The organism is Mesorhizobium sp. WSM4887 (assembly GCF_029625865.1).
In the GTDB taxonomy this organism is placed as follows: Bacteria; Pseudomonadota; Alphaproteobacteria; order Rhizobiales; family Rhizobiaceae; genus Mesorhizobium.
In genome coordinates, this window is the sequence record NZ_JARTVP010000009.1 from 98,771 (window position 1) to 122,151 (window position 23,381).

The window sequence follows — 23,381 nt, forward strand, 5'->3', positions numbered from 1 at the left end:
AGACCGCGAAGTCTTCGAACGGGAATGGAAACGATAACTAAGGAGTGAGGAAACATGAAGACGTTGTGGAAAGCGCTCTGCGCTGCCGCGATGGTCGGGATGACCATGCTGTCCGCTCAGGCGGAAGAAAAGACAATCACCGTTGGCACGATGTCGTGGGAGGATCTCACCCCCATCACAGGCATCACCAAGAAGGTGCTTGAGGACGCCGGCTACACCGTCAAGGTGGTCGATTTTTCCGAATGGGGCATCGCCTACGCCGCATTGACCAAGGGCGACATTCAACTGCTCGCCTCGCAGACGGACTATGTCGCGCAGGACTACTGGGACAAGAACAAGAAGCGCCTCGAGAAGATCTCTCCGGTTTCGCACGGCCTCTACCAGGCGATCGCCGTGCCGAACTACGTGACCATCGATTCGACCGAGCAGCTCAACGACAACGCCGACAAGTTCGGCGGCAAGATCGTCGGCATCGAGCCGGGTTCGGGCCTGATGCGCGATGCCGCCAATGCGGTCAAGGAATACGGCCTGAAGCTCCAGCTGGTCGAAGGCAGCACCGCCGCGATGACCGCCGCGCTGAAGTCGGCCGTCGACCGCAAGGAATGGATCGCCGTCACCATCTGGGAGCCGTCCTGGATGATGCAGAAGTATCCCGTGAAATTCCTCAAGGATCCGAAGGGCATCTTCCCGCCGCCGCAGAGCTACTACTGGATTGCCAAGAAGGGTTTCTCGGCCGACCATCCGCATGCCCGCGAGGTCATCGCCTCGGTCTATGTGCCGCTCGCTGATATTACCGCCATCAACGGCGCGGTCAGCGACGGCAAGAAGATGGATGAAGCCGTCAAGGCCTGGACCGATGCTCACGCCGATCTCCTGAAGCGCTGGGAAAACATCAAGGGCGAGTAATCACACCAACGGCGGGCCGCCGAACCGGCTGCCCGCCTCTAAACACGACAGCCATTTGGTGGCCCATGGGGAAGGCAATGAACATGACCGTGAATGCCTCCAACGAAGTGTTGGTCGACTGCAAATCCGTGTGGAAGGTGTTCGGGAGCCGCGCCTCGGCCGCGGTCAAGGCGATCTCCGAGCGCGGGCTCTCCAAAAAGCAGGTGCTGCAGGAGTTCAACTGCGTGGTCGGTGTTGCCGACGCTAGCCTCCAGGTCCGCCGCGGCGAGATCTTCTGCATCATGGGCCTCTCGGGAAACGGCAAGTCGACGCTGATCCGTCTGCTTAATCGCCTGATCGAGCCGAGCCTCGGCAAGATCACGGTCAAGGGAAAGGAGATCGCCAAACTCAATGCCACGGAGCTGCGCGACATGCGCGCCCGCAATATCGGCATGGTGTTCCAAAGCGTGGCGCTCCTGCCGCACCGCACGGTTCTGGAAAACGCCGGCTTCGGCCTCGAGGTGCGCGGCGTCGCCAAGGAAGAACGCAACAAGATCGCCCGTGCTGCCCTCGGAAAGGTCGGGCTCGCCGATTGGACATCGCGCTATCCCTCGGAGCTTTCCGGCGGCATGCAGCAGCGCGTGGGCCTCGCCCGAGCCTTGGCGGCAGACCCGGAAATCATCCTCATGGACGAGCCTTTCAGCGCGCTCGACCCGCTCATCCGCCGTCAGTTGCAGGACGAGTTCCGGCAACTGACGAAGTCGCTCGGCAAGTCGGCGGTCTTCATCACGCATGATCTCGAGGAAGCCATCCGCATCGGCGACCGTATTGCTATCATGAAGGACGGCGTCATCGTCCAGGTCGGGACGGCTGAAGACATCGTGACAAAACCCGCAGACGATTACGTCTCCGATTTCGTGGCGGGCATTTCCAGGATTCACCTGGTCAAGGCGCACTCCGTGATGACGCCAGTGGGCGAATACAAGAGTGCGCAACCGCATAGCGACGTGAACGCCCTGCCCCAAACGTCGCCCGAGGCCGACATCGGCGCGCTCATCGACCTCACGACCCAGTCCGATCGCGATGCGGTCGCGGTGGTCGAGGGCGAAACGGTCGTCGGCGTCGTCACCATCCGCGGCCTGCTGCGCGGTGTCGCCGGCAAGCCTGCGGGGGAACTCGTGGCGGCATAGCTCGGGAGGAGCACTATGGACATCTCGACCATCACCGACACGTTCGACAGTTGGACCGACACGGCTCTCGGCTGGATCAGCGACAATGGCGACTGGCTGTTCGAAACGCTGAGGGCCGGGCTTGAAGGAACCTATGACGGCGTCCTCTGGCTGCTGCAGCTCGCACCGTTCTACCTGATCGCGATGGTCGCGGCGCTGCTCGCGTGGCGACTGATCAATGCCCTCGCCGGCGTTCTCGCCGGGCTTGCCCTGGTCTTCTGCGCGGTCATGGGGCTCTGGGCCGAGACCATGAGCACGCTCGCCCTGGTGATTACCGCCACCATATTGGCGCTGCTCTTCGGCATTCCGATCGGCATCGTGGCGGGTTTCGGCAGGGCGTTCGACCGTTTCCTCGAGCCGATACTCGACCTGATCCAGACGCTGCCACCCTACATCTATCTTCTTCCGGCGATCGCGCTGCTGGGTTACGGACCGGCGACCGCGCTCGTGGCCACTTTCATCGTCGCGATGCCTCCTGCCATCCGGCTCACTGCGCTGGGCATCCGAATGACGCCGCGCGAATTCGTGGAGCTGGGACACGCGACCGGCCTGACCCCTTGGCAGATGTTCGTCAAGATCAGGCTCCCCTTCGCCATCCCGAGCGTCATGGCGGGGATCAACCAGAGCCTGATGATGGCCTTCGGCATGGTCGTCATCGCCGGCATCGTCGGTTCGGGCGGTCTCGGCGAGACGATCTATTCGGCCGTGCGCACGCTCGACATTGCAACCTCTATCAACGCCGCCATCGCCATCGTCATACTGACCATGGTGCTCGACAGGCTCACGCAAAGCGCGGCCAGCCGCGCCAAGGGAGGCGCAAGATGAATTTCGATCTGCTCCGCTTTTCGCCGGGAGGTTATCTTGCCCCCGCGGTGGATTGGCTGAACACCAACTTCCATCCGTTTTTCGACGCCGTGGCCAAACTGATCGAGGCGGTGCTCAGCGGCATCGAAGTCGCCCTGCTCTACCCGCCCGCCTATGTGACGATCGTCTTGGCCGTTGCTCTGGCCTTCTTTCTCGTCGGCACCAGGGTTGCCGTCGTGACGGCCGTTGCGCTTCTCTTCTGCCTGCTGGCCGGCTTCTGGGCCGCGTCGATGCAGACGCTGGCGCTGGTGACGGTGGCGGTGATCATCTCGGTGTCGATCGCGTTCCCGCTCGGCATCCTGGCATCGCGCTCCAAGAATTTCGAGGCCGCGATCCGGCCGGTGCTGGACATCATGCAGACGGTACCGCCTTGGGTCTATCTCATCCCAGCCGTCATGATCTTCAGCCTCGGCCGCGTGCCGGCGATCATCGCGACGATCGTCTACGGCATACCGCCGATGCTGCGCCTGACGACGCTCGCCTTCAACCAGGTGCCGAAGGATCTTCTGGAGCTTGGCCAGGCCACCGGGGCTTCGCCGCGATCGATCCTGTTTAAGATAGAAATCCCCTCCGCCACGCCCACCCTGCTGGTCGGCCTCAACCAGTGCATTCTGCTCTCACTGGCTATGGTCGTGCTGGCCGGCCTCGTCGGAGCGGGCGGCCTCGGCGCGGAGGTGACGCGGGGATTGACCCGCATGGAGATGGGGCTCGGCCTGCGGGCCGGCCTGTCGATCGTGGCGATCGCCATCTTCCTCGACCGGCTGTCGAGGGGCGCGCTGGAGCGCAGCCGGGCACCCGGTGCGGCCAAGCCTGCCTGAACGGAGAGATCATGCGCCGCAGCTTCTTCTGCATCGACGCCCACACCTGCGGCAACCCGGTTCGGCTGGTCGCCGGCGGCGGACCTTTGCTGCCGCACGCCCCGATCGCCGAGCGACGCGAGCTCTTCGTGCGCGAGCATGACTGGATCCGGCGGGCGCTGATGTTCGAACCGCGCGGCCACGACATCATGTCGGGCGCCATCATCTATCCCGCCTACCGCGAGGACTGCGATTTCGCCGTCATCTTCATCGAGGTCAGCGGCTGCCTGCCGATGTGCGGCGCCGGCACGATCGGCCTGGTTACGGCGGCGCTGGAAGAAGGGCTCGTTACGCCGCGCATCCCGGGCAGGCTGTCGATCGAGACGCCGGCGGGAAGAGTGGACATCCAGTACGAGAAGCCGGGCGAATTCGTGGACTCCGTGCGGATGTTCAATGTCGCCAGTTATCTGCATGCGGCCGATGTCGGCGTCCATGTTCCAGGGCTCGGCCGGCTCGTGGTCGACATCGCCTATGGCGGCAATTTCTACGCGGTGGTCGAGCCGCAGGAAAACTGGCAGGGTCTGGAGGGCATGTCGGCCAGCGACATCGTCGACCTCAGCCGGCGTCTGCGCGACGCGTTGGCGACTGTCTGCAATCCGGCCCACCCCGAGGACGAGAGAATAAGCGGCGTCCACCACGCCATCTGGTGCGACAAGCCCTTGGGCAGCGATGCCGACGGCCGCGGTGCGGTCTTCTACGGCGACAAGGCGATCGACCGTTCGCCGGGCGGCACGGGAACGTCGGCGCGCATGGCGCAACTTCGCGGCAAGGGCCGCCTGAAAGTCGGCGACAGCTTCCGCCAGGAAAGCCTGATCGGCACTGTCTTCGAGGGCCGTGTCGAGGCGGAGGTTGACGTTGGCCCTTTCAAAGGCATTCGGCCAAGCGTCGGCGGATGGGCGCAAATTATTGGCCACAATACGATCTTCGTGGACGACCGCGATCCGTTGGCCCACGGATTCCAGATCAGGTAGGCGCTTGCTTCGCTGCCTTGTCGTGGCCTCGGTCGTCCGAATGGCCGAGCATGCGAAGCACGGCCGATATTTACCTAAGCTGGCCAGTCTGGCCATCGTCCTTAGGGATGCGTTTCAATTGTATTAGCATTAGCGCATATTTCTATCAGCCGGTGCCCTCTTAGCGAAGTCCCCGTACTAGGTCCCCGCCGGTTAGGCCCGGTGGCCCTTGCCTTTCGCCACCAAACCCACAAGGGCTCCGGGCCGCTCCCGTGTCAGGGTGTCGACAGACCGTGTCATTCGAACCCCGAAGGACATCGGGCATGGGCGATCGACCGCGCCGATGCGGTAAACTCTCCTTGCACTTGCCATCACCGGGCTACGCGACGCGAGCCGCATGCGGCTTCAACATCGTGGCAAGCACGATGCCGGCGACGATGAAGGCGGCGCCGATGAGATCGTAGTCATGCAGGCTCTCGCCGAGCAGCAGATAGGCGAGGATGGCGACGAACATCGTCTGCAGATAGAGGAGCATGCTCGCCCGGCTGGCGCCGAGCGTCGCCACGCTGCGATTGTAGAGATAGTACATCAGGGCGCCGCCCGGGCCCGCCAGATAGGCGAGCGCGAGCCAGCCATGGGCGTTCAAGGCGGAGCGTTCGTCGTTGACCAGTTCCCACAGATGGAAAGGCAGGGCGACGAGCGCGCCGGCGCCGAGCAGGAGCACCACCAGCGGCAACAGCTCGATGCCGAATTTGGACCGGCGCACCAGCACGGTGTAGAGCGCCCAGCAGAACGCGCTGCCGACGATCCACAATTCGCCCAGGTTGAACTGTAGCTGAAGCAGCGCCGCCAGGTCGCCATGCGCGACGATCACCAGCATGCCGGCGAGCGCAACCACCGCGCCGAGCGCCTGCCAAAGCCCGAGCGGCTCGCCGAGCACGAAACGCGCGAGCACCATCGTCATGACCGGAGACAGCGCCATGATGATGCCGGCCGTGGTCGCGTCGGTGTCGGCGAGGCCGCGGTAGATCATGCCCTGGCAGAGCGTCAGGCCGATCGCTCCGACGGCGGCGATCTCCAGCGGCCGGGATTTGACAAGCGCGATCATCGCGCCGTGATGACGATGCACGATCGGCAGCAGGATGGCGCAGGCGAGCGCAAGCCGCCAGAAGCAGAGTCCCCAGGGCGGCATTTCCGGCGCCACCCATTTGGCTGCGATATAGACGCCGGCCGACAGCAGCCAGCACAGCACCGCGGCCGGATAGCCGGAGAGCGAAGGTATCGAGGCGGCGGCGGACTGTTCCGCCGGATGAGCTATCGGCACCGCCTGCATGTCATGCCCCCGTTCAAAGAACGTCAGCGCCCAAGGATGGCGGCAATATATCTCAATCCCTGGCCGTCACATATATGCGCTTCCATGGACAGCGGCGGCTAAGATGCCTCGCTCTGGCTGGATGTGCCTCGGAGCCGCTACCGCATGCGCCCGCCACCGGAGCCATGCATGAACGACTGCAGCTCGTCCAGGTCGAGGCTGCCGTCGCCATCCTCGTCGGCGGCGTTGAAGATCCTGCCGACGATATCCTGAACTTCGCCCTGCGACAGTGCGCCGTCGCCGTCGGCATCCACTATCGCGAACATGACCTGCATACGGGCGCGGTGCATCATGCGCGGTCCCATCCGATCAGGCCTGCCAGCCATTCTGTCGCCGTCGCGCCGCGCTTGTCTGTCTTCGCGGTGCCAACGTCCGCCATGCCGGGGTCCCTGTTCAGCCGAACGATCTTCCTGCAGCTTCTCCTGGAGCGCGTCGTCGATCATCTGGCGGATCACCTCGCGCGTCGGACCTGCGGGTTGGGCGTTGGCTTCCGGTGTCGCGGTCGGTCCGGGCTTCTGCGGAATGGGCGTGGGCTCCGGCGCAGCACTTGTCTGGGCAAGGACCGGGAAGCTCATGAAAAGCAAGGCAGCAGCGGCGGCTGTGGTTCTGTACGGAAGTTTCATCGGGTTCTCCCTTGAGCTGTGACTGTCTCTCAAACTGAGATGCACAACCAACCTGCTCTCGATCCGATGGTTCCGCGCGAAGCGCCGACGGCCCAAGAAGTGTTTCGAGCCTGCAGAATGCCGGCGCGCTCCTAGGCGCGTGACACGGACTTCGACATCCCGCCAAGCTCCATCGCTCAATCACCTAAGAGCAATGTTTCGCGCTGCCGACGGCAGCAGGCTCTCGGTGCCGGGCGCGGAAACCGGGGCGCCGTGAAGAACCCAGTCGGCCGCGATCTGCCCGATCACCGGTGCCAGCTGGATGCCATAGCCGCCGGCGCCGGCAGCGGTCACCAATGTCGGCTCGGAAGCATCGATTGGGCCGACGAAGGGGCGATGGTCGGCGGTCACGGGGTAAAGGCCGGCCCAACCCCGGCCAAGCCGCGCGCCCGGCAGATCGGGCAGCCGCTCAAGGAGAAGCTCCGCCAGTCTGACCTTAGATCGTTCCTCGCAATGGTCGTTATAATTGTCGGGATCCTCCGGCGCGAGCGAGTCGACCTTGTGAATCTCGGCGATCAGTTCGGTGCTTTTCTCATGGCGGAAATTGAGGCCGCTGCCTTCGCCGTTTACCAGATCCATGACCATCGGCATCGTGTAGCCGAGTGGCTCGTCGAGATGGATGACGACCGCCTCGTGACGCTCGGGCCAAATGTGCAGACACTGGCCGAAGAGTTCGGCCACCTGCGGCGCCCAAGCTCCTGCCGCATTGACCACGACATCGCAATCGATCGGATCGCCGCTGGTCTCCAGCGTGTAGCCGCGCGCTCGCCGCCTTACCCCCAGCAGCTTGCGATACTGGCGGATTTCGCCGCCCTGGGTGCGGACCGAATGCGCCAGGAAAGTGCACATCTCGTGAGGGTCGAGGAAGCCATTGTCGGGCCCGAACAGCCCACCCTCCAGCCCACCCGGGTTGATATGCGGCACGAGTTCTGTGAGTTCGTTCGCACGATAGAGTCGGGAGCGCAGGCCGGCCTCTTCCTGAATTTCCACCGACTTTGCAAACAGTTCCATCTGCTTCTGCGTGCGCGCCAGCCGCAGATAGCCGATATGGTTGAAGCCAAGCCCCTGGCTCTCCCATTGGCGGAAGCGGCGCAGCGCATGAACGCGAAGCATGATCTCAAACGGATCGGTAAATTGCGATCCGACCACGCCGACCGACCTGCCGCTCGACCCGGAGGCGATCGACTGGCCTTCAAGCACGGTCACGCGCGCGCCCTGTTCGACAAGGTGGAGGGCCGAGCACAAACCCAACGTGCCGGCGCCGATCACCACCACATGAGGAGAAGCTGTCATCCGTGATCCTCCTGTCGGCCTGTCTCAGGACTGGCGAGCGATCTCGCCCAGGGTCTCGTCGATCGCCTGCAGAATGGCGCGGGCGTCCGCCTCGGTCATCGGTGTCGACAGCGCGAACAGGCCATAGCTGGCCGACAAGACGCCGCGGCCAAGCAAGCCCTTGTGGAAGGCATCGAGCTTCTTGCGTTCGGCCTGGCCGGGATAGACGGAGCGGTAATCCGTGACGGGATGCGACGTGAAATGGACCTTGAAGAGCGAGCCCAGGCCGACGCATTGGCCGGCAAGACCATGCTTGCCCAATGAGGCGGCGATGCCGTCGCGCAACAACGCGCCGAGGCGATCGAGGTGGGCAAAGCTTTCCCTGGTCAGCGCCCGCATCGCGGCCAGCCCGGCGCGCATCGTGACCGGGTTGGCGGTGAAGGTGCCGCCATGCGGCAAAGCGGGCTTGCCCTGGGTCGGATCGAACACCGCCATGATGTCGGCCCGGCCGCCGACGGCACCCACGGGAAAGCCTCCGCCGATGATCTTGCCCAGCGCCGTCAGGTCTGGCCCTATGCTCCACAGCCCCTGCGCGCCCGAATAGCCGAGGCGGAACGAAATCACCTCGTCGAAAATGACCAGCGCACCCGCCGCATGGGCGATCTCGACCATGGCGTGCAGGTAATCCTGCCGCGCAGGAATGAGACCGGCGCGGTTCGGCATGGGATCGATCAGCACGCCGGCAATGGTATCGCGCTCAGCGGCGAAGACCGCGCGCAGCGCTTCGCTGTCGTTGAAGGGCACGGCGATCACATCGTCCAGCACCCCGCGCGGCGTGCCCCTCGCATAGGGCGTGGAATTCGGCGTGTCTCCCCAATTGGCGGGAGTACTGTCAAGGCTGACTTCGGCGAAGTCGTAGGAGCCGTGATAGGCGCCCTCGATCTTGACGATTTTGGGCCGTCCGGTGAAGGCGCGCGCGGCCTTGATGGCCATCATCACCCCCTCGGTCCCGGAGTTGGCGAAGCGGATCCGGTCGACCGAGGGCAAGCGCTCGACCAGCAGCTCGGCAAGCTCGATCTCGCTGACCGTCGGCGCACCGAAGGCCGTGCCGAACGGCAGCTGGTCGATCACCGCGGCGGCCACATCCGGTTGCGTGTAGCCATGGATCATCGAGGTGAAATTGTTGATGCAGTCGTAATAGACGTTGCCGTCCACATCCCAGACCCTGCACCCCTCGCCTCGCGAGGCATAGATCGGAAACGGATCGACAAAGACCGTGGTGCGCGTGTTCCCGCCCGGCATCACCTTCCTGGCACGTTCGAACAGGGTCTTCGACAGGGGCATTGCGTCTGGATAGTGCGGCATGGTTCGATCGTATGGCTTTGTTGGCGCAGTGCGCAATCGGCCAGGCGAGGCCTGCGACGTGACCACCAAGACCCAATTGAAGCCAAAGCTAGGCCAACCCCGCCATGCGAAGTCCGCTGATGTAGAGAGCGCGCTTTTCGGGCCTGACGATGGGGTGGTGCTCGTCGACCCAGGCCACCGAGAGGTTCGGCTGTAGCCGCAGGGCCTCCTTCAACGCCGCGGCGGCGGTGGCGACATCGCCGGCAAGGGCAGCCGTCGCCGCATAAGTCCGCCAAGCGGTGCCGAAAGCCGGCCGAAGCTGAACGGCCCGGCGCTCCAGATCGGCCGCCACATCGAACCGTCCCGCGGTGAAGTGGCAGATACCCATGGTGGAAAAGATCGCCGCCTGAATGAAATCCCGCGGGCTGAGCCGCGCGGCAATCGCCAGGTGATGCAAGCCATCCTCCGCCATGTCGCCATAGCCATAGGTGGAACCCAGAATGCAGTGCGCGAGCGAGAGCCCAGGATTGCGTTCGATCGCCTCCAGCAATTCGTCTACCGCCGAGCGAAAATTTCGCGACACCATGTGAACATAGCCGGCCGAAAGATGCGCCCAGGGATCGTCCTGATCGCGCACGACCGCCGCTTGTGCCCTCGTCAAAGCGGAGGCCAACAGCTCACGGGGTTTCGGCGTCAGGCCAAGCGCTGCCCGCGCGCCGGTCGTCCAGGCAAGAAGGCTGTTGGCGCGGGCATAATCGGGATCGATCTCAAGCGCCTTGACGAGCAGACCCTCGGCCATGTCGAGGTCTTTCTCGGATCCCCACGTCCAGACATGGGGCATGGCCTTCATCACAAAGCCCCAGGCGTCGAGCCTCTCGGCGGGACGGCTATGGAGGCGCAGACGCTCGGCTTCGTAAAGCTGGGGCTCGATCGAAGCCATGACCTTGTGGGTGATCTGGTCTTGCAACGCCAGGAAATCGCCGCTCTCGACATCGAAGCGTTCCGCCCACACCTGCGTACCCGCGCTGGCATCGCTCAGCGTCGCCGTGATCCTCAGGGCCTGCCCGGACTGGCGCACGCTGCCCTGCAGGACGTAGCGGACTTTCAACTCGCGGCGCAGGCGATCGAGCTCGATGTGCTGCGGGTCATAGGCAAAGGAAGAACTCCGGTCACGCACATGCAGACCTCGCAACCGCGACAGGCCGGTGATGATGTCCTCCGACAGGCCGTCGGCAAAGTAGGACTTTTCGGGATCGTCGCCGATCAGGCGAAAACGGGTCACCGCGATGGACGGCCCTTCGTCCGCTTCGGCTGCACCGTTTCGCGTATCGCTTGCGTCAAGCCGCACCTCGCCGGTCAGCCGGTAGCCCACGCGCGCGACCGACAGGATCGAATGCGAGGCGTCGGGCCCCTCGCCCAGGACCTTGCGCAAGGCGGCGATCTGCACCGACAGGTTGCCCTCCTCGACCGCCAGTCCGTTCCAGGCTGCATCGAGCAGTTCGTCCTTACCGACCACGACTCCGGCCGAGCGCAGCAGGCGCTCCAGAAGCAGCATGGCCCGGTAGCCTACCGAAATCGGCACTCCGCGTCGGTAAAGCATTCCCGCTCCCGCATCGAGCAAGAAAGGACCAAAACTGTAGCGCCGCTCCTCCATCAGCTCACGCTAATGCAATGAGGCGTTTTTTGGAAGTTTTCGGAAGTTTTAGCACCTCGGTTCGCTACATTTAGCGGCCCGCATTTCACCTTGATTGCTCCTGACCGAGAGGAGCGATCCCATGACCGCCGCCACCAAGATCGAAGTTGCCGTGCCCCCCTCTGCCCTGTTCCAAGAAATGTGGGGCATCTATCGCAAGGTTCTGGACAACAACTACCTGTTTCACCGTGAAGCTTATGCGGTGCTTCGCCAGTTGCTGCAAAACCAACGCCCTGGCTTCTCTTTCCTGGACCTTGCATGCGGAGACGCCTCGTTCAGTGCGGCTGCCTTGGAGGGCTTGCCCGTCGGTCGCTACGTCGGCATCGACCTGTCGCGGACAGCGCTCGATGAGGCAACCGCCAATGTCGCCGGTCTGTCATGCGCCGCCGAACTGCGGCGCGGGGAATTCGTAGAGTGGCTGACCGCCTCGGAGGAGCCTGTCGACTTCGCCTGGATCGGCCTGTCCTTGCACCATTTACGCTTCGACAAAAAACTCGAGGTCATGCACCAGCTGCGGCGCCTTGTCGGCCCATCCGGGACACTTCTGGTCTACGAGAACACATGCAAAATGTGGGAGAGCCGGGCCGGCTGGATGAGACGATGGGAACGGCAGCGCAAAGATTTTTCAGCGCTCAGCAGCCTCGAATGGCTGCTGCTCGCCACCCACGTGCATAGCATGGATTACCCTGAGACGGCGTCTTCCTGGCGGAATCTTGGCCGGCGGGCCGGCTTCCGCGAGGTGCGTGAGCACTACAGGAGTCCTTCGAACCTTTTCCGGTTGTTCAGCTTCAAGGCTTAGCGGCTCGCGGCCGACAACTTCGCGTCGACGAGCCGGGCTCGGCGAACTCACACGCGAACCAAAGCTCTACCTGAATGGTCGAAATGCAGGGCGCGAGTGGGCGGGACATCGAGCTGCCAGGCGCGGCATCAAAGCGGTCAGGTCGGGAACATGCCAATCCTGCCTGGCCGCCGGTGGCTATACAAATTCGCGGGCAAAGCTGCCCGCGCTCAGAAGCGCGCGCCGTCCGGCGCTCAATTGCGCATTCCAGACCGGCCAGGCATGAATCATATGCGGCCAGATTTCGAGGCGTGCCTCGACGTCCGCTATGCCGGCGGCCTCGGCGAGCCGCGTCGCGTCCGACAGCAGCGATTCGGCGGAACCGACCTGGATCAGCATTGGAGGAAATCCGGTCAGATCGGCAAACAAGGGCGAGATCAGCGGATCGCGCCGATCCACACCATGGGGAACATAGGCGCCCGCCAGTTCCTCCAGATAGGCCCGGTGGATGATGGGGTCGATCGCGTCCTTGGCTGACAATGTCGTGCCGGACATCGAAAGATCCGTCCAGGGCGAGACCAGCCAAAGGCAGCCCGGCAACCGCTCGCCCGCCGCGCGCAACCGGCCGACCAGTGACAGGCTGAGATTGCCGCCGGCACTGTCTCCGCCGACAACGATGCGATCCGGCGCGATCCCTTGCTCGGCGAGGAAGCGCCACGCCGCGAGCGCGTCTTCGTGCTGCGCGGGAAAGGGATGTTCCGGCGCGCGCCGATAGCCGACCGCAAGCGTGCGCATTCTCATTGCCCGGCCGGCCTCTGTCACCATTCGACGATGGCTTGTGATCGAGCCGGAGCAGTAACCGCCACCATGGAAGAAGAGCAGCACCTTGTCCGTGTCGGACCCGGGCGCCAAGGACCACTCGGACGCGAGGTCGTTGAAAGTCACCGCCTCGCATCGGATATCGGCCGCGACCGGCGAGGACGAGCCGACCTCGTCGAGCCGCGCCCGGCGTTCGTCCCAGCCCACCGGCCGCGGCTTCGACGCCAGCAAGGCGCGAATTGCGTTGATTTCCTTTAGATCGAGGTTTTCGCCCGCACCGCTCATTTCTACGCCCCGACCAAGCGCGCCGCGACTAGTAGCGCTTTGAGCTTTGGCAACGGAAATCGTTGGGATAGTCGCTGGATGTGTCAAGCTGCGTCAGCGAATTCGCCCATGGACTATTTGAATTGATCGGCATGGCACGGCGCGAGCAGAACCCTATTGTGTTTGTGTTAGCTGCAAACCACGCGGAGACGAACGTGACCCTGACCAACCGAGACCTGGTCGAGCTGACGGAATGGCGGCGCAAGCTGCATCGGCAGCCGGAAATCTCCAACGAAGAGGAGAATACGGCGAAGGAGGTCGTCGACTTCCTCGCCGATACCGGGCCGGACAAGGTGCTGACCGGGCTCGGCGGCCATGGCGTGGCGGCGGTCTATGACAGCGGGCAAGCCGGGCCGACGGTGCTGTTTCGCTCCGAGCTCGACGCGCTGCCGATCCATGAGCTTTCGGGCGTCGCGCATGCCTCGCAGGTGCCGGGCAAGTCGCATATGTGCGGCCATGACGGGCACACAGCGATCCTGGCTGCGCTCGGCCGCCAGTTCGGGCGCCAGAGGCCGGCGCGTGGCCGCGTGGTGCTGATGTTTCAGCCGGCGGAAGAGACCGGCAATGGCGCGGCGCGCGTCGTCGCCGATCCGCGCTTTTCCGAGATCCAGCCTGACTTCGCCTTCTCGCTGCACAATCTGCCGGGCGTGCCGTTCGGCGAAGTGCGGCTCAAACCCGGCGTCGTGAACTGCGCCTCGCGCGGCATGCGGATCGTGCTCGAAGGCAAGACCGCGCATTCCTCCATGCCCGAAACCGGCAGCTCGCCGATGCTAGCGGTCAGTGAGCTGATGCCTCAATTGCCGGCGCTCGGGCGCGGCACCTTTGCCGACGACGATTTCGCTATGGTCACCGTCACCCATTGCTCGATGGGCGAAGCGGTGTTCGGCATTGCGCCCGGCTACGCCGAGGTGTGGGCGACCCTGCGCACCCGCCGCGACGAGCGCATGGCGGAGTTGGTTGCAGCGGCGGAAGCGCTGGTGGCAAGAATCGCCGCCCAGCACGGCCTTTCCGTCCGCCACGACTATCACGAGATTTTCGTGGCCAGCGTCAACGCGCCGGACGCGGTGGAGCATCTCGAGCGCGCGCTGGACGAGGAAGGCGTGTCGCGCGGCGAGGAAGCCTTGCCGATGCGCGCCTCGGAGGATTTCGGCATCTTCGGCCATAGCGCCAAGTCGGCGATGTTCTTCCTCGGCGCCGGCGAGCGCTACCCGGCGCTGCACAATCCCGACTACGATTTCCCGGACGACCTGATCCCGATCGGTTCGAAGATCTTCATGCGCGCGGCGCGCAATCTGCTGGGGTGAGCGGGCTGGAAAGGAGGCGCATTCCGGCCGGAATTGCGTCGGAACAGAGAGACAGGGCAGTTCACCTTTTCCATGAAACGCTGAACTGAGACGGTGCGCAGGGCCGGCCGGACAGCTTTCGCCGGCGGTTTGCGTGTGCCGCGTAGCGCCCTGTATTGTTATGCCGGCTTGCCGCTTGTATGAGCGGGGAATGACCTCGATTTCCCGTCTTACCGCGCTCGTGCTGCTGGCGGCCATCACGTTTGCCACCCTCTCACCCGTCCAAATGCGCCTGCATCTCGGTGAGGCGAACATGGAACGCGCACTGGCCTATGCCCTGTTCGGCCTTGCCTTGGCCTTCGGATTCCGCGCCCGTCTGATGCACGCAATGCTGTTTGTCTGCGCCGCGGCCGGCCTATTGGAATTGCTGCAGGCGGTCGATCCCGGCCGGCATGCCCGGCTCCAGGATGCGCTCGTGAAAGCGGCGGCCGGGCTCATTGGGATTGCCTTGGCGCGGATTGTGTTTGCCGTCGCGAGCAGGGCCGTCGATCGTTCGGCAGGTCCGAGGATTTGAATCCCGGCACGGCAGCGCACGCAATAGCCGCGCGGAACCCGCTTGGGGTTCTTCGCTGGCGCGGCGCTATCGCGCGGAAAAGGTCCGCGAGGTCGGCGACCGGATCATCTAAACCAGCTGGCGCGGCACCGGCGCGAGATCGCGCCCGACCTCGATCTGGGCGATGCGGCAGCGCTCATCGAGACACTCCTGGAGAACGTGGTCCACCGCGCCATCGAACGGCACCCCGTCAGCGTCGCCGGCGAACGCGCGATGGACCAGTGCCGCAGGATGATCATGGCTTACCTGACGAGCGTTAATCGCCATGCCGCCTAGCGCTCACGCCGACCAGCACCACAATTTCTTCGCGCGCGAAGCCGTAACTGTGGCGCGCGCCTTGATCGGCGCGCGGCTCGGCCTCGCCGGCGTCGGCGGCATCATTGTCGAGACCGAGGCCTATCGCCCCGACGATCCGGCCTCGCACAGCTATCGCGGCCGCACGCCGCGCAACGCGCCGATGTATGGCGCCCCCGGCACGGCCTATGTCTATCGCTCCTACGGCTTGCATTGGTGCCTGAACGCGGTGTGCCTGCCGGGCAGCGCGGTGCTGATCCGCGCGATCCAGCCGCAATCCGGCATCGCCGCCATGCGCGACAGGCGGGGAACCGACGATGACAGGTTGCTCTGCTCCGGCCCGGGCAAACTCTGCCAGGCGATGGGTGTCGACGGCTCGCATAACGGCCTGTCGCTCATCGCGCTGCCCTTCGAGTTTGCCGCCTCGGAAACCAACGCGGCCGCCATCCTGAGCGGACGCAGGATCGGCATCACGAAGGGCGTGGAGGCGCAGTGGCGGTTCGGCCTCGGCGGTTCGCCTTATGTCAGCCGGAAGTTTTGACAGATCGATAGCGATCGATCACGCCGCCATCCATTCCTGCGCGGCACGCGCCGCGGCCAGTTCCATTGCTTCGGCAGCGAGAATGCCGCGCGACCTGGCGAACGCTTCGAAGGCGACGCGTGCGGCTTCGGCATCCTGTTCACCCGCGACCGCCGCCCGGCACAGCGCGAGGGTCGTTGCGTAGGTCGGGCTGCGGCTGCCCGTCCATTCGTCGAGAAACTGATAGGCCTCGAAGACGGTGTTTATCTCGCGCGGAAAGCCGAGCCCGACGAAGATTGCGACGGGCTGAGAGAAACGCTTGGCGGGCATTGGTGTGGGCTCCATGAGGTAAGCTGCTTCGACAACGCGCGTCCCGCAGGCCGGTTGCAGCTCGAAAGCGATTTTGGTTCCCGTCGACGGATGCTTGCCCGAAGCCTCCGTGTGTGTTTTCTCGCCCGCACATTAGGAAAGGCTTGCGGATGCGAATCGCAATGATCCTCGCGCTCAGCGCGGCGCTGGCTGGATGCGTGACCTCTCCGGTCGACTACGGAGCGAAGCTGTCGCAGCAGGACCCGAAATGGGCCTCGCCGGAATGCCAGCAGGCCCGCATTGCGGCCTCGGACTACGACGTGCGCGAAAAGGAGCACCCCGGCTGGGGTTTTGGCGTGCTGCTCGGCCCGTACAGCATGGGGATGGTGGCAGCCGTGAAGGAGCATGAGCAGCAACAGCGACGGCTTCTTGCCCGCCAGGTGCACCTGCAATGCTCCAGCCAGCCGTTGCCCAAGGAGCTGGATTTCGATCCGGCAACCTACGCGCCGAAGAAGACGCAGTATCCGTAGGCGAAAGCGCGCCGCTGCGACTTCGAATCGGCGGCCGCTGTTTCTTGTTGAAGGCGCAGGTGGGGATGGCCTCGCTTGATGGATGCTTGCATTCAGCGTTCGCCCCACGCCTTCAGCAATGGTCCATCGCGGCCATAGACCGGGTCCTTGCGCGGCCGGCTCACCTTCGGGATCATGCGTAGCGCTTCCGCGTGCTGCTCGGGCTTGGTGCATTCGTCATAGGTGCCGGAGCGCGGATAGGCGCCGACGACGAGGAAATCGTCGGAAGCCGAGAGCCGCTGGTGACCGGTGCCGGCCGGCAGAACCGCCACGTCGCCGGCCTTGACCGTGAGCGCGCGGCCCTTGTCGCCGCCGAAGCGCACCTTGGCCGTGCCGCGCGCAATGCCCAGCACCTCATGGATGCGCGAGTGGTAGTGGACATAGTCGTAGATGCCGTTGCGCCAGCTGTCGCTCCAGCCATTCGCCTTGAATAGCTCCTCGAAGACGGCTGCCGGATCGAGATCGTCCGGCAACGTCACGGCGCCGCGGTAAACGATCAGCGGCCACGACGGATGGTTCGGAACCAGGCCGTCGTCCTTGAAGCGGAAGGCATTGGCTTTCCTCTGCCTTACCAGATCCGCGAGCCTGGACGTGCCCGGTCTTGCGATCCCAGTCAGCTTCTCCGCTGCTTTCTTGATGCTCTCGACAATGCTCAAATCCGGGCCCTCCACAAGTGCCGCTTGCAACGCCTTGCGACCTCGGCCGACCGAACTCAACCCGTGGGGACAGCCTTGGTTCCAGAGGTTGGCGACGCCCGCTCGCGGCACGAGCGACCCCCATTGCTTCCCGGCATCGCAGCGGTCAAGCTGCGGGAGGTTGCCGGCATGCCATGCGCGACGCCGGCAATGGCCGCGCGCCCTTCCCGAGGAGTTCAAAATGCGTGCATTTTGCCTTTCGACCATCGGCGTTTTCGTTTCGGTGGTGCTTGCGGCATCCGCCTTCCCGGTGCTCGCTTCAGGCAGCGCGGCAAAGGCCCAAAATCTCCATCAACTGTGCCGCCAGGTGAAGAACGACGATACGACCCGCGCCTACTCGCACGAGCTCTACGGCGGCACGGTCAAGGCGTTCAGGAAGCTCTTTCCGGACGCCAAGGGCGCGCCGGCGGAATCGGAACTGCAGGCGCAGGCCAACTACCGCTGCATGAACGGCAAGGTGCTGGCCTGCTTCGTCGGGGCAAACCTGCCCTGCGCGAAAATGAACGCCGCGCGCGACAATCCCGGCGCGGACGAATTCTGCAGGACCAACCCGAATGCCGACGTCGTGCCAGCCTTCGCGACCGGTCACGACGCGCTCTATTCCTACAAATGTCTGGACGGCAAGGCGGTGGTGACCGGCGAGACCTGGGTGCTCGACAAGCGCGGCTTTGCCGCCCGGTTGTGGGCCGAAGTGCCCCGGCACTGAGGCTGACCGAAGAGCCGATCTGACGACCTGCAGAGACGGCTTAGCGGCGGCGCGCTTTCCGTTACATCCTTGCCCGGGCTGACCTGCGGCGAAGCAAGAGCGCGATGGCCAAAGCCGGAAGTGTCGTCGCGGCGGCGGCGAGGAAGACGAACCGCAGCCCGGCGGACGCGGCGATCAGGCCGAGCGCCGGGCTGCCGAAGCCGAGCGCCACGTCGAGAAAGACGGTGTAGAGCCCCATGGCAAGGCCGCGGCTGCCCCCGGGGAAATGGGCGACCGCCTCGGCGCCGAGGCCCGGATAGACCAGCGAGTAGCCGAGCCCGGTCAGGCCCGCTCCGATGGCCGCGACGAGCGGCCCCGGTGCCAGCCAGATCGATAGAAGGCCCGCCGCCTCGACCACCACGAAGATGGCGGCGACGCGGGCGCCGCCGAGCCTGTCCGGCAGGTGGCCGAAGCACAGCCTTGCCGCGATCAGCGATGCCGCATAGGCGGTGAAGGGAAGCCACACCGGATGCCAGCCGCGCTCGGCAGAGAGCAGTGCTGCGAAGGACAGGATCGCGCCATAGCCGAGGCTGCTGAGGGCCGCTCCGACGCCCGGAAGCCAGACCGCTTGCGCGACGCTCGTCCAGGACTGCCGCGCGGCGCTGCCGGCGGCCTTGACGCCGCGCATCGGTAGAGTGGCGAGCAGTGTTGCAAGGGGCAGGACCATTGTGGCGAGAGCGATCGCGGCGAAGCCCCCGGCTTCATAGAGCGCGGACCCGATCGGCGCGCCGAGCGCCAGCGCCGCGAACATTGCCATGCCGATCCAGGCGATAACCTTGCCGGAGTTCTGTCCGCCGGCAAGCGCCAGGCCCCAGGCGACGCCGCCGGTGATGATGAAGCTCTCGGCCGCGCCCAGCACCGCCCTGCCGACGAAGAGCACCGTCGCGGACGCGGTCGGCTGAGCGAGCAAGGCCAGGCGAGCCGAGATAGATAAGCCCGGCCAGCGCGGCGGCGACAAGGCCGACCACGACGGCGCGCTTGCCGCCACGCCGATCAGCATAGTTTCCGGCACCAATGCGCGACAGCAGCGAGGCGACGAACTGGCTGCCCGTCACCAGCCCGACGGCGAACGGGCCGAAGCCGAGCCTGTCATGCAGATGCAGCGGCAGGACGGGCAGCGCCAGGCCGATGAGCAGGAAGCCGGCAAAGATCGCCGCCATGATCGGCACCAATCTCGCCATCGTCCGGCTTTCATCGGCTGCAGTGCCCGTCGCGACCATCGCCGGCGCCTAGACCTCGAGCATGACCTTGATGGCGCGCCGCTCGTCCATGGCGCGGTAGCCTTCGGCGACCTTGGTCAGCGGCAGCTTGAGGTCGAAAACCTTGCCGGGCTTGATCCTGCCCTTGAGCACGCGCTCCATCAGGTCGGGCAGGAAGCGGCGCACCGGCGCCGGGCCGCCGAGCATGCGCTTCTGGCCGAAGAACAGTTTCTGGCCGTCGAAGCTTACGCCATGCGGCACGCCGACATAGCCGATGGTGCCGCCGGGGCGCGAGCAGGCCAGCGCCTGGTCGAAGGATTCGGCCGTACCGACGCATTCCAGCACCGAGTCCGCGCCGACGCCCGCGGTCAGTTCCTTGATGCGGGCGATGCCTTCCTCGCCGCGCTCGGCCACGATGTCGGTCGCGCCGAATTCGCGCGCGAGTTTCTGGCGGCTCTCGTGCCGGCTCATGGCGATGATGCGCTGCGCGCCCATCTCGCTCGCCGCGAGCACGCCCATCAGGCCGACGGCGCCGTCGCCGACGACGACAACGGTCGATCCTTCGCGCACCTCGGCCGCATCCGCCGCATACCAGCCGGTGCCGAGCACATCCGAGACGGCCAACAGGTCAGGCACCAGGTCGGCCGGCGGAACCTCGGAAGTCGCCACCAGGGTGCCGTCGGCCAGCGGCACGCGTGCATAAGGCGCCTGCGCGCCCGACATGAACTCGCGTTGCACGCAGGAAGACTGGAAGCCGAAGCGGCAATGCGGGCAGGTGTTGTCGGAGAGGCAGAAGGAGCCGACGACGAACTGGCCGGGGCGCACGTTGCGCACCTCCGCGCCGACCTCGACGACGATGCCGCAATATTCGTGGCCCATATGCATCGGGCGATCGATCGGCTGCAGCCCGCGATACGGCCACAGGTCCGAGCCGCAGATGCAGCTCGCCGAGAGCTTGATGATGGCGTCCGTCGGGCGAAGGATCTTCGGGTCCTCGATTTCCTCGCAGCGGATATCGCCGGGCTTATGAAGAACAGTTGCGAGCATTTTGCTTTCCTTTTCGTTCGATCGGTGATCAGGCGCCGTAGTCGGCGTCGCTGACATGTTCCAGCCAGTCCACGACCTTGCCGTCCTTGACCTCCTGGAGGGCAATGTGGGTCATGGCCGTCTCGGGCGACGCGCCGTGCCAATGCTTCTCGCCGGGCGCGAACCAGACGACGTCGCCGGGGCGGATCTCCTCGAGCGGCCCGCCCTCGCGCTGCACGCGGCCACGGCCGGAGACAACGATCAGCGTCTGCCCCAGTGGATGCGTATGCCAGGCGGTGCGGGCGCCGGGCTCGAAGGTGACCTGCGCGCCCTGCACCCGCGCGGCATCGAAGGGATTGAAGAGCGGATCGATCCGGACCGTGCCGGTGAACCAGTCGGACGGCCCCTTGCCGGACGGCCTCGTGCCACGGCACGGCGGGAGCGGTGGCAGGCTGAGCCACTGCCAGACGAGCGCCAGGAACCCGAGCGGCACGACCAGGAAGAACGCGCCGCGCCAACCGGCATAGGCCCCAAGCAGGCTGCCCAGCGGCGCGGCAATGGTGGCCGCGACGGCGTTGCCGGCGTTCAGCATGGCGAGGCCCTTTGGGACCTGCTCCTCGGGGACGAGGCGCATGACGATCGCGGTCGACATCGACCAGAAGCCGCCGATCGCCATGCCGAGCAGCGCGCGGCCGGCCATCAGGAACGCGTAGTTCGGGGCGAAGGTGACGGCAAGCCCGGACGCGATGAGAAGCACGGTGAAGCCGGTGACGACCAGCCTGCGATCGATGCGGCGCGTCAGACCGGCGACCAGCAGGCTGGTCACGACAGCGAAAATGCCCGAAATCGAGATCGCCTGGCCCGCCCGACCCTCGGTGATACCGAGATCGGTCGCGATCGGCGACAGCAGGCTGACCGGCATGAACTCCGAGGCGATGAGCACCGAAACGCAAAGCGCCATCGAGAGCACCGCGCCCCGCATGGCGCGGTCTTCGACAAGCCTTGTGTCGTAAGTGGTTTCCATTCGGGGGCATCCTTGCAAGCGGGGCGCCGGAATCGGCCACGGCCGCCGCGACCTGCCCGGAAGATATTGCAGTGCAACCAAATCGATTAGAGCCGATAATCCGTATGGACTTATCGACCTGTGATATAAATCGATCAGGAGGTTCTCCATGCAGCGCGGCGACATGAAAGATTTGCTGTGGTTCCTGGCTGTCGCCCGGGAGCGCAGCTTCACCAGGGCAGCAGCGGAACTCGGCACGTCACAGTCGACGCTCAGCCACACCATCAAGCAGTTGGAAGCCCGCCTCGGGGTTCGCCTGCTTACGCGCACGACGCGAAGCGTGGCGCCGACGGAAGCCGGCGAGCGGCTCTACCAGTCGCTCGCCCCACGCTTCGAGGAAATCGAGGCGGATCTCGCGGGTCTGGTCGCCTTCCGAGACAAGCCCGCTGGCACGGTACGCATCACGCTGTCCGACCATGCGCTGCAGACGACGGTCTGGCCGAAGCTCGAGCCGATGCTCTGCGACTATCCTGACTTGCGCGTCGAGCTCTACAGCGACAACGGCATGCGCAACATCGTGGAGGAGCGCTTCGACGCCGGCGTGCGGCTTGGCGAGAGCGTCGACCGGGACATGATCGCGGTGCGGATCGGCCCCGACTGGCGGCTGGTGGCCATCGCCTCGCCGGATTATTTCTCCCGCCGCCCAGTCCCGAGGACACCGCAGGATCTGGTCGGGCATGACTGCATCGGCCTGCGGCAGGCGACGTTTGGCGGGCTCTATGCCTGGGAGTTCGAGAAGAAGGGCCGCGAGCTTCGGGTCCGGGTCGATGGCCAGCTGACCTTTAACTCGACCCTGCCGATGATCGATGCGGCGCTAAGCGGCTACGGCATCGCTTATGTCCCGGAAAACCTCGTCAGCCGCCACATCGCGGACGGGCGGCTGACGCTCGTGCTCGATGATTGGAGCCTGCCCTTTCCGGGCTATCACCTCTATTATCCGAGCCGGCGGCAGCTTTCTCCGGCGATGGCAGTCGTCGTCGAGGCGCTTCGGCATCGGAGTTGAGCCTGGGGCCGGGGGCGGCACGAGCGCCCAGCGCCTGGACGCCCATTGCAGGCTCAACTCGGCAATGCCCGACAAAAGATGCTTGACTCGCCCTGCCCCTTCCGGACAATTGCGTTGTCAGACATCTTACATACGAGAGGGAGGTTTCGTGAGGAGATTGATCGCTTGTTTCGCGCTGGCTGCCGGCGCGCTCGCATTCGTGTCGGCAGCGCGAGCGGGAGAAACCCTGGATCGCGTCACATCCAAGAAGGCCATGGTGGTCGCGACCAACAGCGGCTGGCCGCCGCAGAGCTTTCTCGACGAAAGCAACCAGTTGGTGGGTTTTGATATCGACGTCTCGAAAGAGATCGCCAAGCGTCTGGGCGTGGAGGTCAGCTTCGAGACGCCCGACTGGGCCACAATGACCGGCGGCCACTGGCAAGGCCGCTACGACCTCGGCGTCGGCTCGGTGACGCCGACCAAGGCCCGGGCCAAGGTGATCGATTTCGCCGGCATCTATTATTACAGCCCGTATGTTTATGTGGTCCACAAGGACAGCAAGGCGAAGTCCGTGACCGACCTCAACGGCAAGGTGATTGGCGTCGAAACCGCCACGACTTCGGAAGATTTCATCCGACGTCAGCTGGAGATCGACGCTCCGGGCCTTCCGCCAGTCGAATATAAGCTGCAACCGGGCGAGATCCGGACCTTTGCCGATTCCATGCTGCCATTCGACGATTTGAGACTTGGGGACGGCGTGCGGCTCGATGCAGTCATCGCGCCCGAGCAGACCGCCCAGAACGCCATCAAGAACGGGTATCCGCTGCGCATTCTTGAGGGCGACTACGCCTTCCGCGAGCCGCTGGTGGTGATCGCGGACAAGGGTGACGCCGAGTGGACCACCAAGGTCGGCGGCATCATCGACGAGATGAAAAAGGACGGCACGCTCGCCACGCTGACCACCAAATGGTACGGCAAGAACTACAGCACCGACTGACGTTCTTCGCGGGCGGCTTTCAAGGCCGCCCGCTCTC

At 64.9% G+C, this 23,381-nt stretch carries 26 protein-coding genes; 15 read left to right on the forward strand and 11 right to left on the reverse strand.

Translation table 11 applies throughout. The annotated features are described in order from the left end of the window. Positions 1 to 54: 54 nt before the first annotated feature. The 5 genes from P9230_RS25320 to P9230_RS25340 all read left to right on the forward strand — a co-directional run bounded on the left by P9230_RS25320 (position 55) and on the right by P9230_RS25340 (position 4,806). A complete protein-coding gene (locus tag P9230_RS25320) occupies positions 55 to 906 on the forward strand; it encodes a glycine betaine ABC transporter substrate-binding protein (protein ID WP_127217286.1) in 852 nt (283 codons plus the stop codon). 77 nt (positions 907 to 983) lie between these two features. Then, positions 984 to 2,075, forward strand: a complete 1,092-nt coding sequence (locus P9230_RS25325; protein ID WP_278121007.1) for a glycine betaine/L-proline ABC transporter ATP-binding protein — start codon at positions 984 to 986, stop codon at positions 2,073 to 2,075. A gap of 15 nt (positions 2,076 to 2,090) precedes the next feature. Next, positions 2,091 to 2,939, forward strand: a complete 849-nt coding sequence (locus P9230_RS25330; RefSeq protein WP_127240199.1) for an ABC transporter permease subunit — start codon at positions 2,091 to 2,093, stop codon at positions 2,937 to 2,939. Then, the gene (locus tag P9230_RS25335) at positions 2,936 to 3,796 is read left to right on the forward strand and encodes an ABC transporter permease subunit (protein ID WP_067321777.1); all 861 of its coding nucleotides are present in this window, start codon (positions 2,936 to 2,938) and stop codon (positions 3,794 to 3,796) included. The genes P9230_RS25330 and P9230_RS25335 overlap by 4 nt, the downstream gene beginning before the upstream one ends. An 11-nt stretch (positions 3,797 to 3,807) precedes the next feature. Next, positions 3,808 to 4,806, forward strand: a complete 999-nt coding sequence (locus P9230_RS25340; RefSeq protein ID WP_095801468.1) for a 4-hydroxyproline epimerase — start codon at positions 3,808 to 3,810, stop codon at positions 4,804 to 4,806. Positions 4,807 to 5,164: 358 nt separating this feature from the next. Here the strand turns inward: P9230_RS25340 and P9230_RS25345 are convergent, their stop codons facing one another. The 5 genes from P9230_RS25345 to P9230_RS25365 all read right to left on the reverse strand — a co-directional run bounded on the left by P9230_RS25345 (position 5,165) and on the right by P9230_RS25365 (position 11,035). Further along, entirely contained in the window at positions 5,165 to 6,118 is a 954-nt protein-coding gene (locus P9230_RS25345) for an EamA family transporter (protein WP_278056692.1), read from the reverse strand. A gap of 137 nt (positions 6,119 to 6,255) precedes the next feature. Further along, positions 6,256 to 6,780 carry an EF-hand domain-containing protein gene (locus P9230_RS25350; RefSeq protein WP_127217117.1) on the reverse strand — a complete coding sequence of 175 codons (525 nt, stop codon included), beginning with the start codon at positions 6,778 to 6,780 and terminating at the stop codon, positions 6,256 to 6,258. Positions 6,781 to 6,960: 180 nt separating this feature from the next. Next, entirely contained in the window at positions 6,961 to 8,112 is a 1,152-nt protein-coding gene (locus P9230_RS25355) for an FAD-binding oxidoreductase (RefSeq protein WP_278121008.1), read from the reverse strand. A 24-nt stretch (positions 8,113 to 8,136) separates the two neighbouring features. Continuing rightward, positions 8,137 to 9,456, reverse strand: coding sequence for an aspartate aminotransferase family protein (locus P9230_RS25360; RefSeq protein ID WP_278121009.1), 1,320 nt, complete (start codon positions 9,454 to 9,456; stop codon positions 8,137 to 8,139). An 88-nt stretch (positions 9,457 to 9,544) separates the two neighbouring features. After that, positions 9,545 to 11,035, reverse strand: a complete 1,491-nt coding sequence (locus P9230_RS25365) for a winged helix-turn-helix domain-containing protein (protein ID WP_164748385.1) — start codon at positions 11,033 to 11,035, stop codon at positions 9,545 to 9,547. Positions 11,036 to 11,210: 175 nt separating this feature from the next. Here P9230_RS25365 and P9230_RS25370 point away from each other — a divergent pair, with 175 nt between their 5' ends. Then, entirely contained in the window at positions 11,211 to 11,927 is a 717-nt protein-coding gene (locus P9230_RS25370; protein WP_067321804.1) for a class I SAM-dependent methyltransferase, read from the forward strand. Between the two features lie 177 nt (positions 11,928 to 12,104). Here the strand turns inward: P9230_RS25370 and P9230_RS25375 are convergent, their stop codons facing one another. Further along, a complete protein-coding gene (locus P9230_RS25375) occupies positions 12,105 to 13,010 on the reverse strand; it encodes an alpha/beta hydrolase (protein WP_127335537.1) in 906 nt (301 codons plus the stop codon). A gap of 194 nt (positions 13,011 to 13,204) precedes the next feature. Between P9230_RS25375 and P9230_RS25380 the strand changes: the two genes are divergently transcribed. The 4 genes from P9230_RS25380 to P9230_RS25395 all read left to right on the forward strand — a co-directional run bounded on the left by P9230_RS25380 (position 13,205) and on the right by P9230_RS25395 (position 15,780). Further along, on the forward strand, positions 13,205 to 14,353 hold the full coding sequence (locus P9230_RS25380; RefSeq protein ID WP_278121010.1) for an amidohydrolase: 1,149 nt from the start codon (positions 13,205 to 13,207) through the stop codon (positions 14,351 to 14,353). Between the two features lie 190 nt (positions 14,354 to 14,543). After that, on the forward strand, positions 14,544 to 14,906 hold the full coding sequence (locus tag P9230_RS25385) for a hypothetical protein (RefSeq protein WP_278121011.1): 363 nt from the start codon (positions 14,544 to 14,546) through the stop codon (positions 14,904 to 14,906). A gap of 42 nt (positions 14,907 to 14,948) precedes the next feature. Further along, entirely contained in the window at positions 14,949 to 15,221 is a 273-nt protein-coding gene (locus tag P9230_RS25390; RefSeq protein WP_278121012.1) for a hypothetical protein, read from the forward strand. Continuing rightward, complete coding sequence (locus P9230_RS25395; RefSeq protein WP_278086778.1) at positions 15,211 to 15,780, forward strand: DNA-3-methyladenine glycosylase; 570 nt, start codon at positions 15,211 to 15,213, stop codon at positions 15,778 to 15,780. The genes P9230_RS25390 and P9230_RS25395 overlap by 11 nt, the downstream gene beginning before the upstream one ends. A gap of 18 nt (positions 15,781 to 15,798) precedes the next feature. Here P9230_RS25395 and P9230_RS25400 read toward each other — a convergent pair whose 3' ends face one another. Next, positions 15,799 to 16,089, reverse strand: a complete 291-nt coding sequence (locus tag P9230_RS25400) for a DUF982 domain-containing protein (RefSeq protein ID WP_095783366.1) — start codon at positions 16,087 to 16,089, stop codon at positions 15,799 to 15,801. 149 nt (positions 16,090 to 16,238) lie between these two features. On the opposite strand from P9230_RS25400, the gene P9230_RS25405 reads away from it, so the two are divergent. After that, entirely contained in the window at positions 16,239 to 16,598 is a 360-nt protein-coding gene (locus P9230_RS25405) for a hypothetical protein (protein WP_095778929.1), read from the forward strand. Between the two features lie 92 nt (positions 16,599 to 16,690). On the opposite strand, the gene P9230_RS25410 is transcribed toward P9230_RS25405, so the two are convergent. Further along, entirely contained in the window at positions 16,691 to 17,293 is a 603-nt protein-coding gene (locus P9230_RS25410; RefSeq protein ID WP_278121013.1) for a cupin, read from the reverse strand. A gap of 220 nt (positions 17,294 to 17,513) precedes the next feature. On the opposite strand from P9230_RS25410, the gene P9230_RS25415 reads away from it, so the two are divergent. Continuing rightward, complete coding sequence (locus P9230_RS25415; protein WP_278121014.1) at positions 17,514 to 18,038, forward strand: hypothetical protein; 525 nt, start codon at positions 17,514 to 17,516, stop codon at positions 18,036 to 18,038. Positions 18,039 to 18,099: 61 nt separating this feature from the next. On the opposite strand, the gene P9230_RS25420 is transcribed toward P9230_RS25415, so the two are convergent. Beyond that, entirely contained in the window at positions 18,100 to 19,077 is a 978-nt protein-coding gene (locus tag P9230_RS25420) for an MFS transporter (RefSeq protein WP_278121015.1), read from the reverse strand. A gap of 14 nt (positions 19,078 to 19,091) precedes the next feature. Between P9230_RS25420 and P9230_RS25425 the strand changes: the two genes are divergently transcribed. Next, on the forward strand, positions 19,092 to 19,310 hold the full coding sequence (locus P9230_RS25425; protein ID WP_278121016.1) for a hypothetical protein: 219 nt from the start codon (positions 19,092 to 19,094) through the stop codon (positions 19,308 to 19,310). Here the strand turns inward: P9230_RS25425 and P9230_RS25430 are convergent. Together P9230_RS25430 and P9230_RS25435 are read right to left on the reverse strand one after the other, a co-directional pair. Next, entirely contained in the window at positions 19,307 to 20,323 is a 1,017-nt protein-coding gene (locus tag P9230_RS25430; protein ID WP_095824605.1) for a zinc-dependent alcohol dehydrogenase family protein, read from the reverse strand. The genes P9230_RS25425 and P9230_RS25430 overlap by 4 nt on opposite strands. A 28-nt stretch (positions 20,324 to 20,351) precedes the next feature. Further along, positions 20,352 to 21,590, reverse strand: coding sequence for an MFS transporter (locus tag P9230_RS25435; protein WP_347404013.1), 1,239 nt, complete (start codon positions 21,588 to 21,590; stop codon positions 20,352 to 20,354). Here P9230_RS25435 and P9230_RS25440 point away from each other — a divergent pair. Continuing rightward, positions 21,475 to 22,368 (forward strand): LysR family transcriptional regulator, encoded by an 894-nt coding sequence (locus P9230_RS25440; protein WP_127215229.1) that lies wholly within the window; start codon positions 21,475 to 21,477, stop codon positions 22,366 to 22,368. The two genes, P9230_RS25435 and P9230_RS25440, sit on opposite strands and share 116 nt — an antisense overlap. 148 nt (positions 22,369 to 22,516) lie before the next feature. Continuing rightward, positions 22,517 to 23,344: a transporter substrate-binding domain-containing protein gene (locus P9230_RS25445; RefSeq protein ID WP_278121018.1), complete on the forward strand. Its 828-nt coding sequence runs from the start codon at positions 22,517 to 22,519 to the stop codon at positions 23,342 to 23,344. Positions 23,345 to 23,381: the final 37 nt, after the last annotated feature.

What these genes read in the sequence shown, in the direction of transcription:
- P9230_RS25430 (WP_095824605.1), bottom strand. Translation starts at nt 20,323, where the DNA reads ATGCTCGCAACTGTTCTTCATAAGCCCGGCGATATCCGCTGCGAGGAA.
- P9230_RS25320 (WP_127217286.1), top strand. Translation starts at nt 55, where the DNA reads ATGAAGACGTTGTGGAAAGCGCTCTGCGCTGCCGCGATGGTCGGGATG.
- P9230_RS25400 (WP_095783366.1), bottom strand. Translation starts at nt 16,089, where the DNA reads ATGCCCGCCAAGCGTTTCTCTCAGCCCGTCGCAATCTTCGTCGGGCTC.
- P9230_RS25360 (WP_278121009.1), bottom strand. Translation starts at nt 9,456, where the DNA reads ATGCCGCACTATCCAGACGCAATGCCCCTGTCGAAGACCCTGTTCGAA.
- P9230_RS25425 (WP_278121016.1), top strand. Translation starts at nt 19,092, where the DNA reads ATGCGCGACAGCAGCGAGGCGACGAACTGGCTGCCCGTCACCAGCCCG.
- P9230_RS25340 (WP_095801468.1), top strand. Translation starts at nt 3,808, where the DNA reads ATGCGCCGCAGCTTCTTCTGCATCGACGCCCACACCTGCGGCAACCCG.
- P9230_RS25435 (WP_347404013.1), bottom strand. Translation starts at nt 21,590, where the DNA reads ATGGTGTGGCTGAGCGTCGACTGTGACGTGCCGAGTTCCGCTGCTGCC.
- P9230_RS25325 (WP_278121007.1), top strand. Translation starts at nt 984, where the DNA reads ATGAACATGACCGTGAATGCCTCCAACGAAGTGTTGGTCGACTGCAAA.
- P9230_RS25335 (WP_067321777.1), top strand. Translation starts at nt 2,936, where the DNA reads ATGAATTTCGATCTGCTCCGCTTTTCGCCGGGAGGTTATCTTGCCCCC.
- P9230_RS25420 (WP_278121015.1), bottom strand. Translation starts at nt 19,077, where the DNA reads ATGCTGATCGGCGTGGCGGCAAGCGCGCCGTCGTGGTCGGCCTTGTCG.
- P9230_RS25375 (WP_127335537.1), bottom strand. Translation starts at nt 13,010, where the DNA reads ATGAGCGGTGCGGGCGAAAACCTCGATCTAAAGGAAATCAACGCAATT.
- P9230_RS25370 (WP_067321804.1), top strand. Translation starts at nt 11,211, where the DNA reads ATGACCGCCGCCACCAAGATCGAAGTTGCCGTGCCCCCCTCTGCCCTG.
- P9230_RS25365 (WP_164748385.1), bottom strand. Translation starts at nt 11,035, where the DNA reads ATGCTTTACCGACGCGGAGTGCCGATTTCGGTAGGCTACCGGGCCATG.
- P9230_RS25415 (WP_278121014.1), top strand. Translation starts at nt 17,514, where the DNA reads ATGCGTGCATTTTGCCTTTCGACCATCGGCGTTTTCGTTTCGGTGGTG.
- P9230_RS25395 (WP_278086778.1), top strand. Translation starts at nt 15,211, where the DNA reads ATGCCGCCTAGCGCTCACGCCGACCAGCACCACAATTTCTTCGCGCGC.
- P9230_RS25345 (WP_278056692.1), bottom strand. Translation starts at nt 6,118, where the DNA reads ATGCAGGCGGTGCCGATAGCTCATCCGGCGGAACAGTCCGCCGCCGCC.
- P9230_RS25385 (WP_278121011.1), top strand. Translation starts at nt 14,544, where the DNA reads ATGACCTCGATTTCCCGTCTTACCGCGCTCGTGCTGCTGGCGGCCATC.
- P9230_RS25440 (WP_127215229.1), top strand. Translation starts at nt 21,475, where the DNA reads ATGCAGCGCGGCGACATGAAAGATTTGCTGTGGTTCCTGGCTGTCGCC.
- P9230_RS25405 (WP_095778929.1), top strand. Translation starts at nt 16,239, where the DNA reads ATGCGAATCGCAATGATCCTCGCGCTCAGCGCGGCGCTGGCTGGATGC.
- P9230_RS25355 (WP_278121008.1), bottom strand. Translation starts at nt 8,112, where the DNA reads ATGACAGCTTCTCCTCATGTGGTGGTGATCGGCGCCGGCACGTTGGGT.
- P9230_RS25350 (WP_127217117.1), bottom strand. Translation starts at nt 6,780, where the DNA reads ATGAAACTTCCGTACAGAACCACAGCCGCCGCTGCTGCCTTGCTTTTC.
- P9230_RS25330 (WP_127240199.1), top strand. Translation starts at nt 2,091, where the DNA reads ATGGACATCTCGACCATCACCGACACGTTCGACAGTTGGACCGACACG.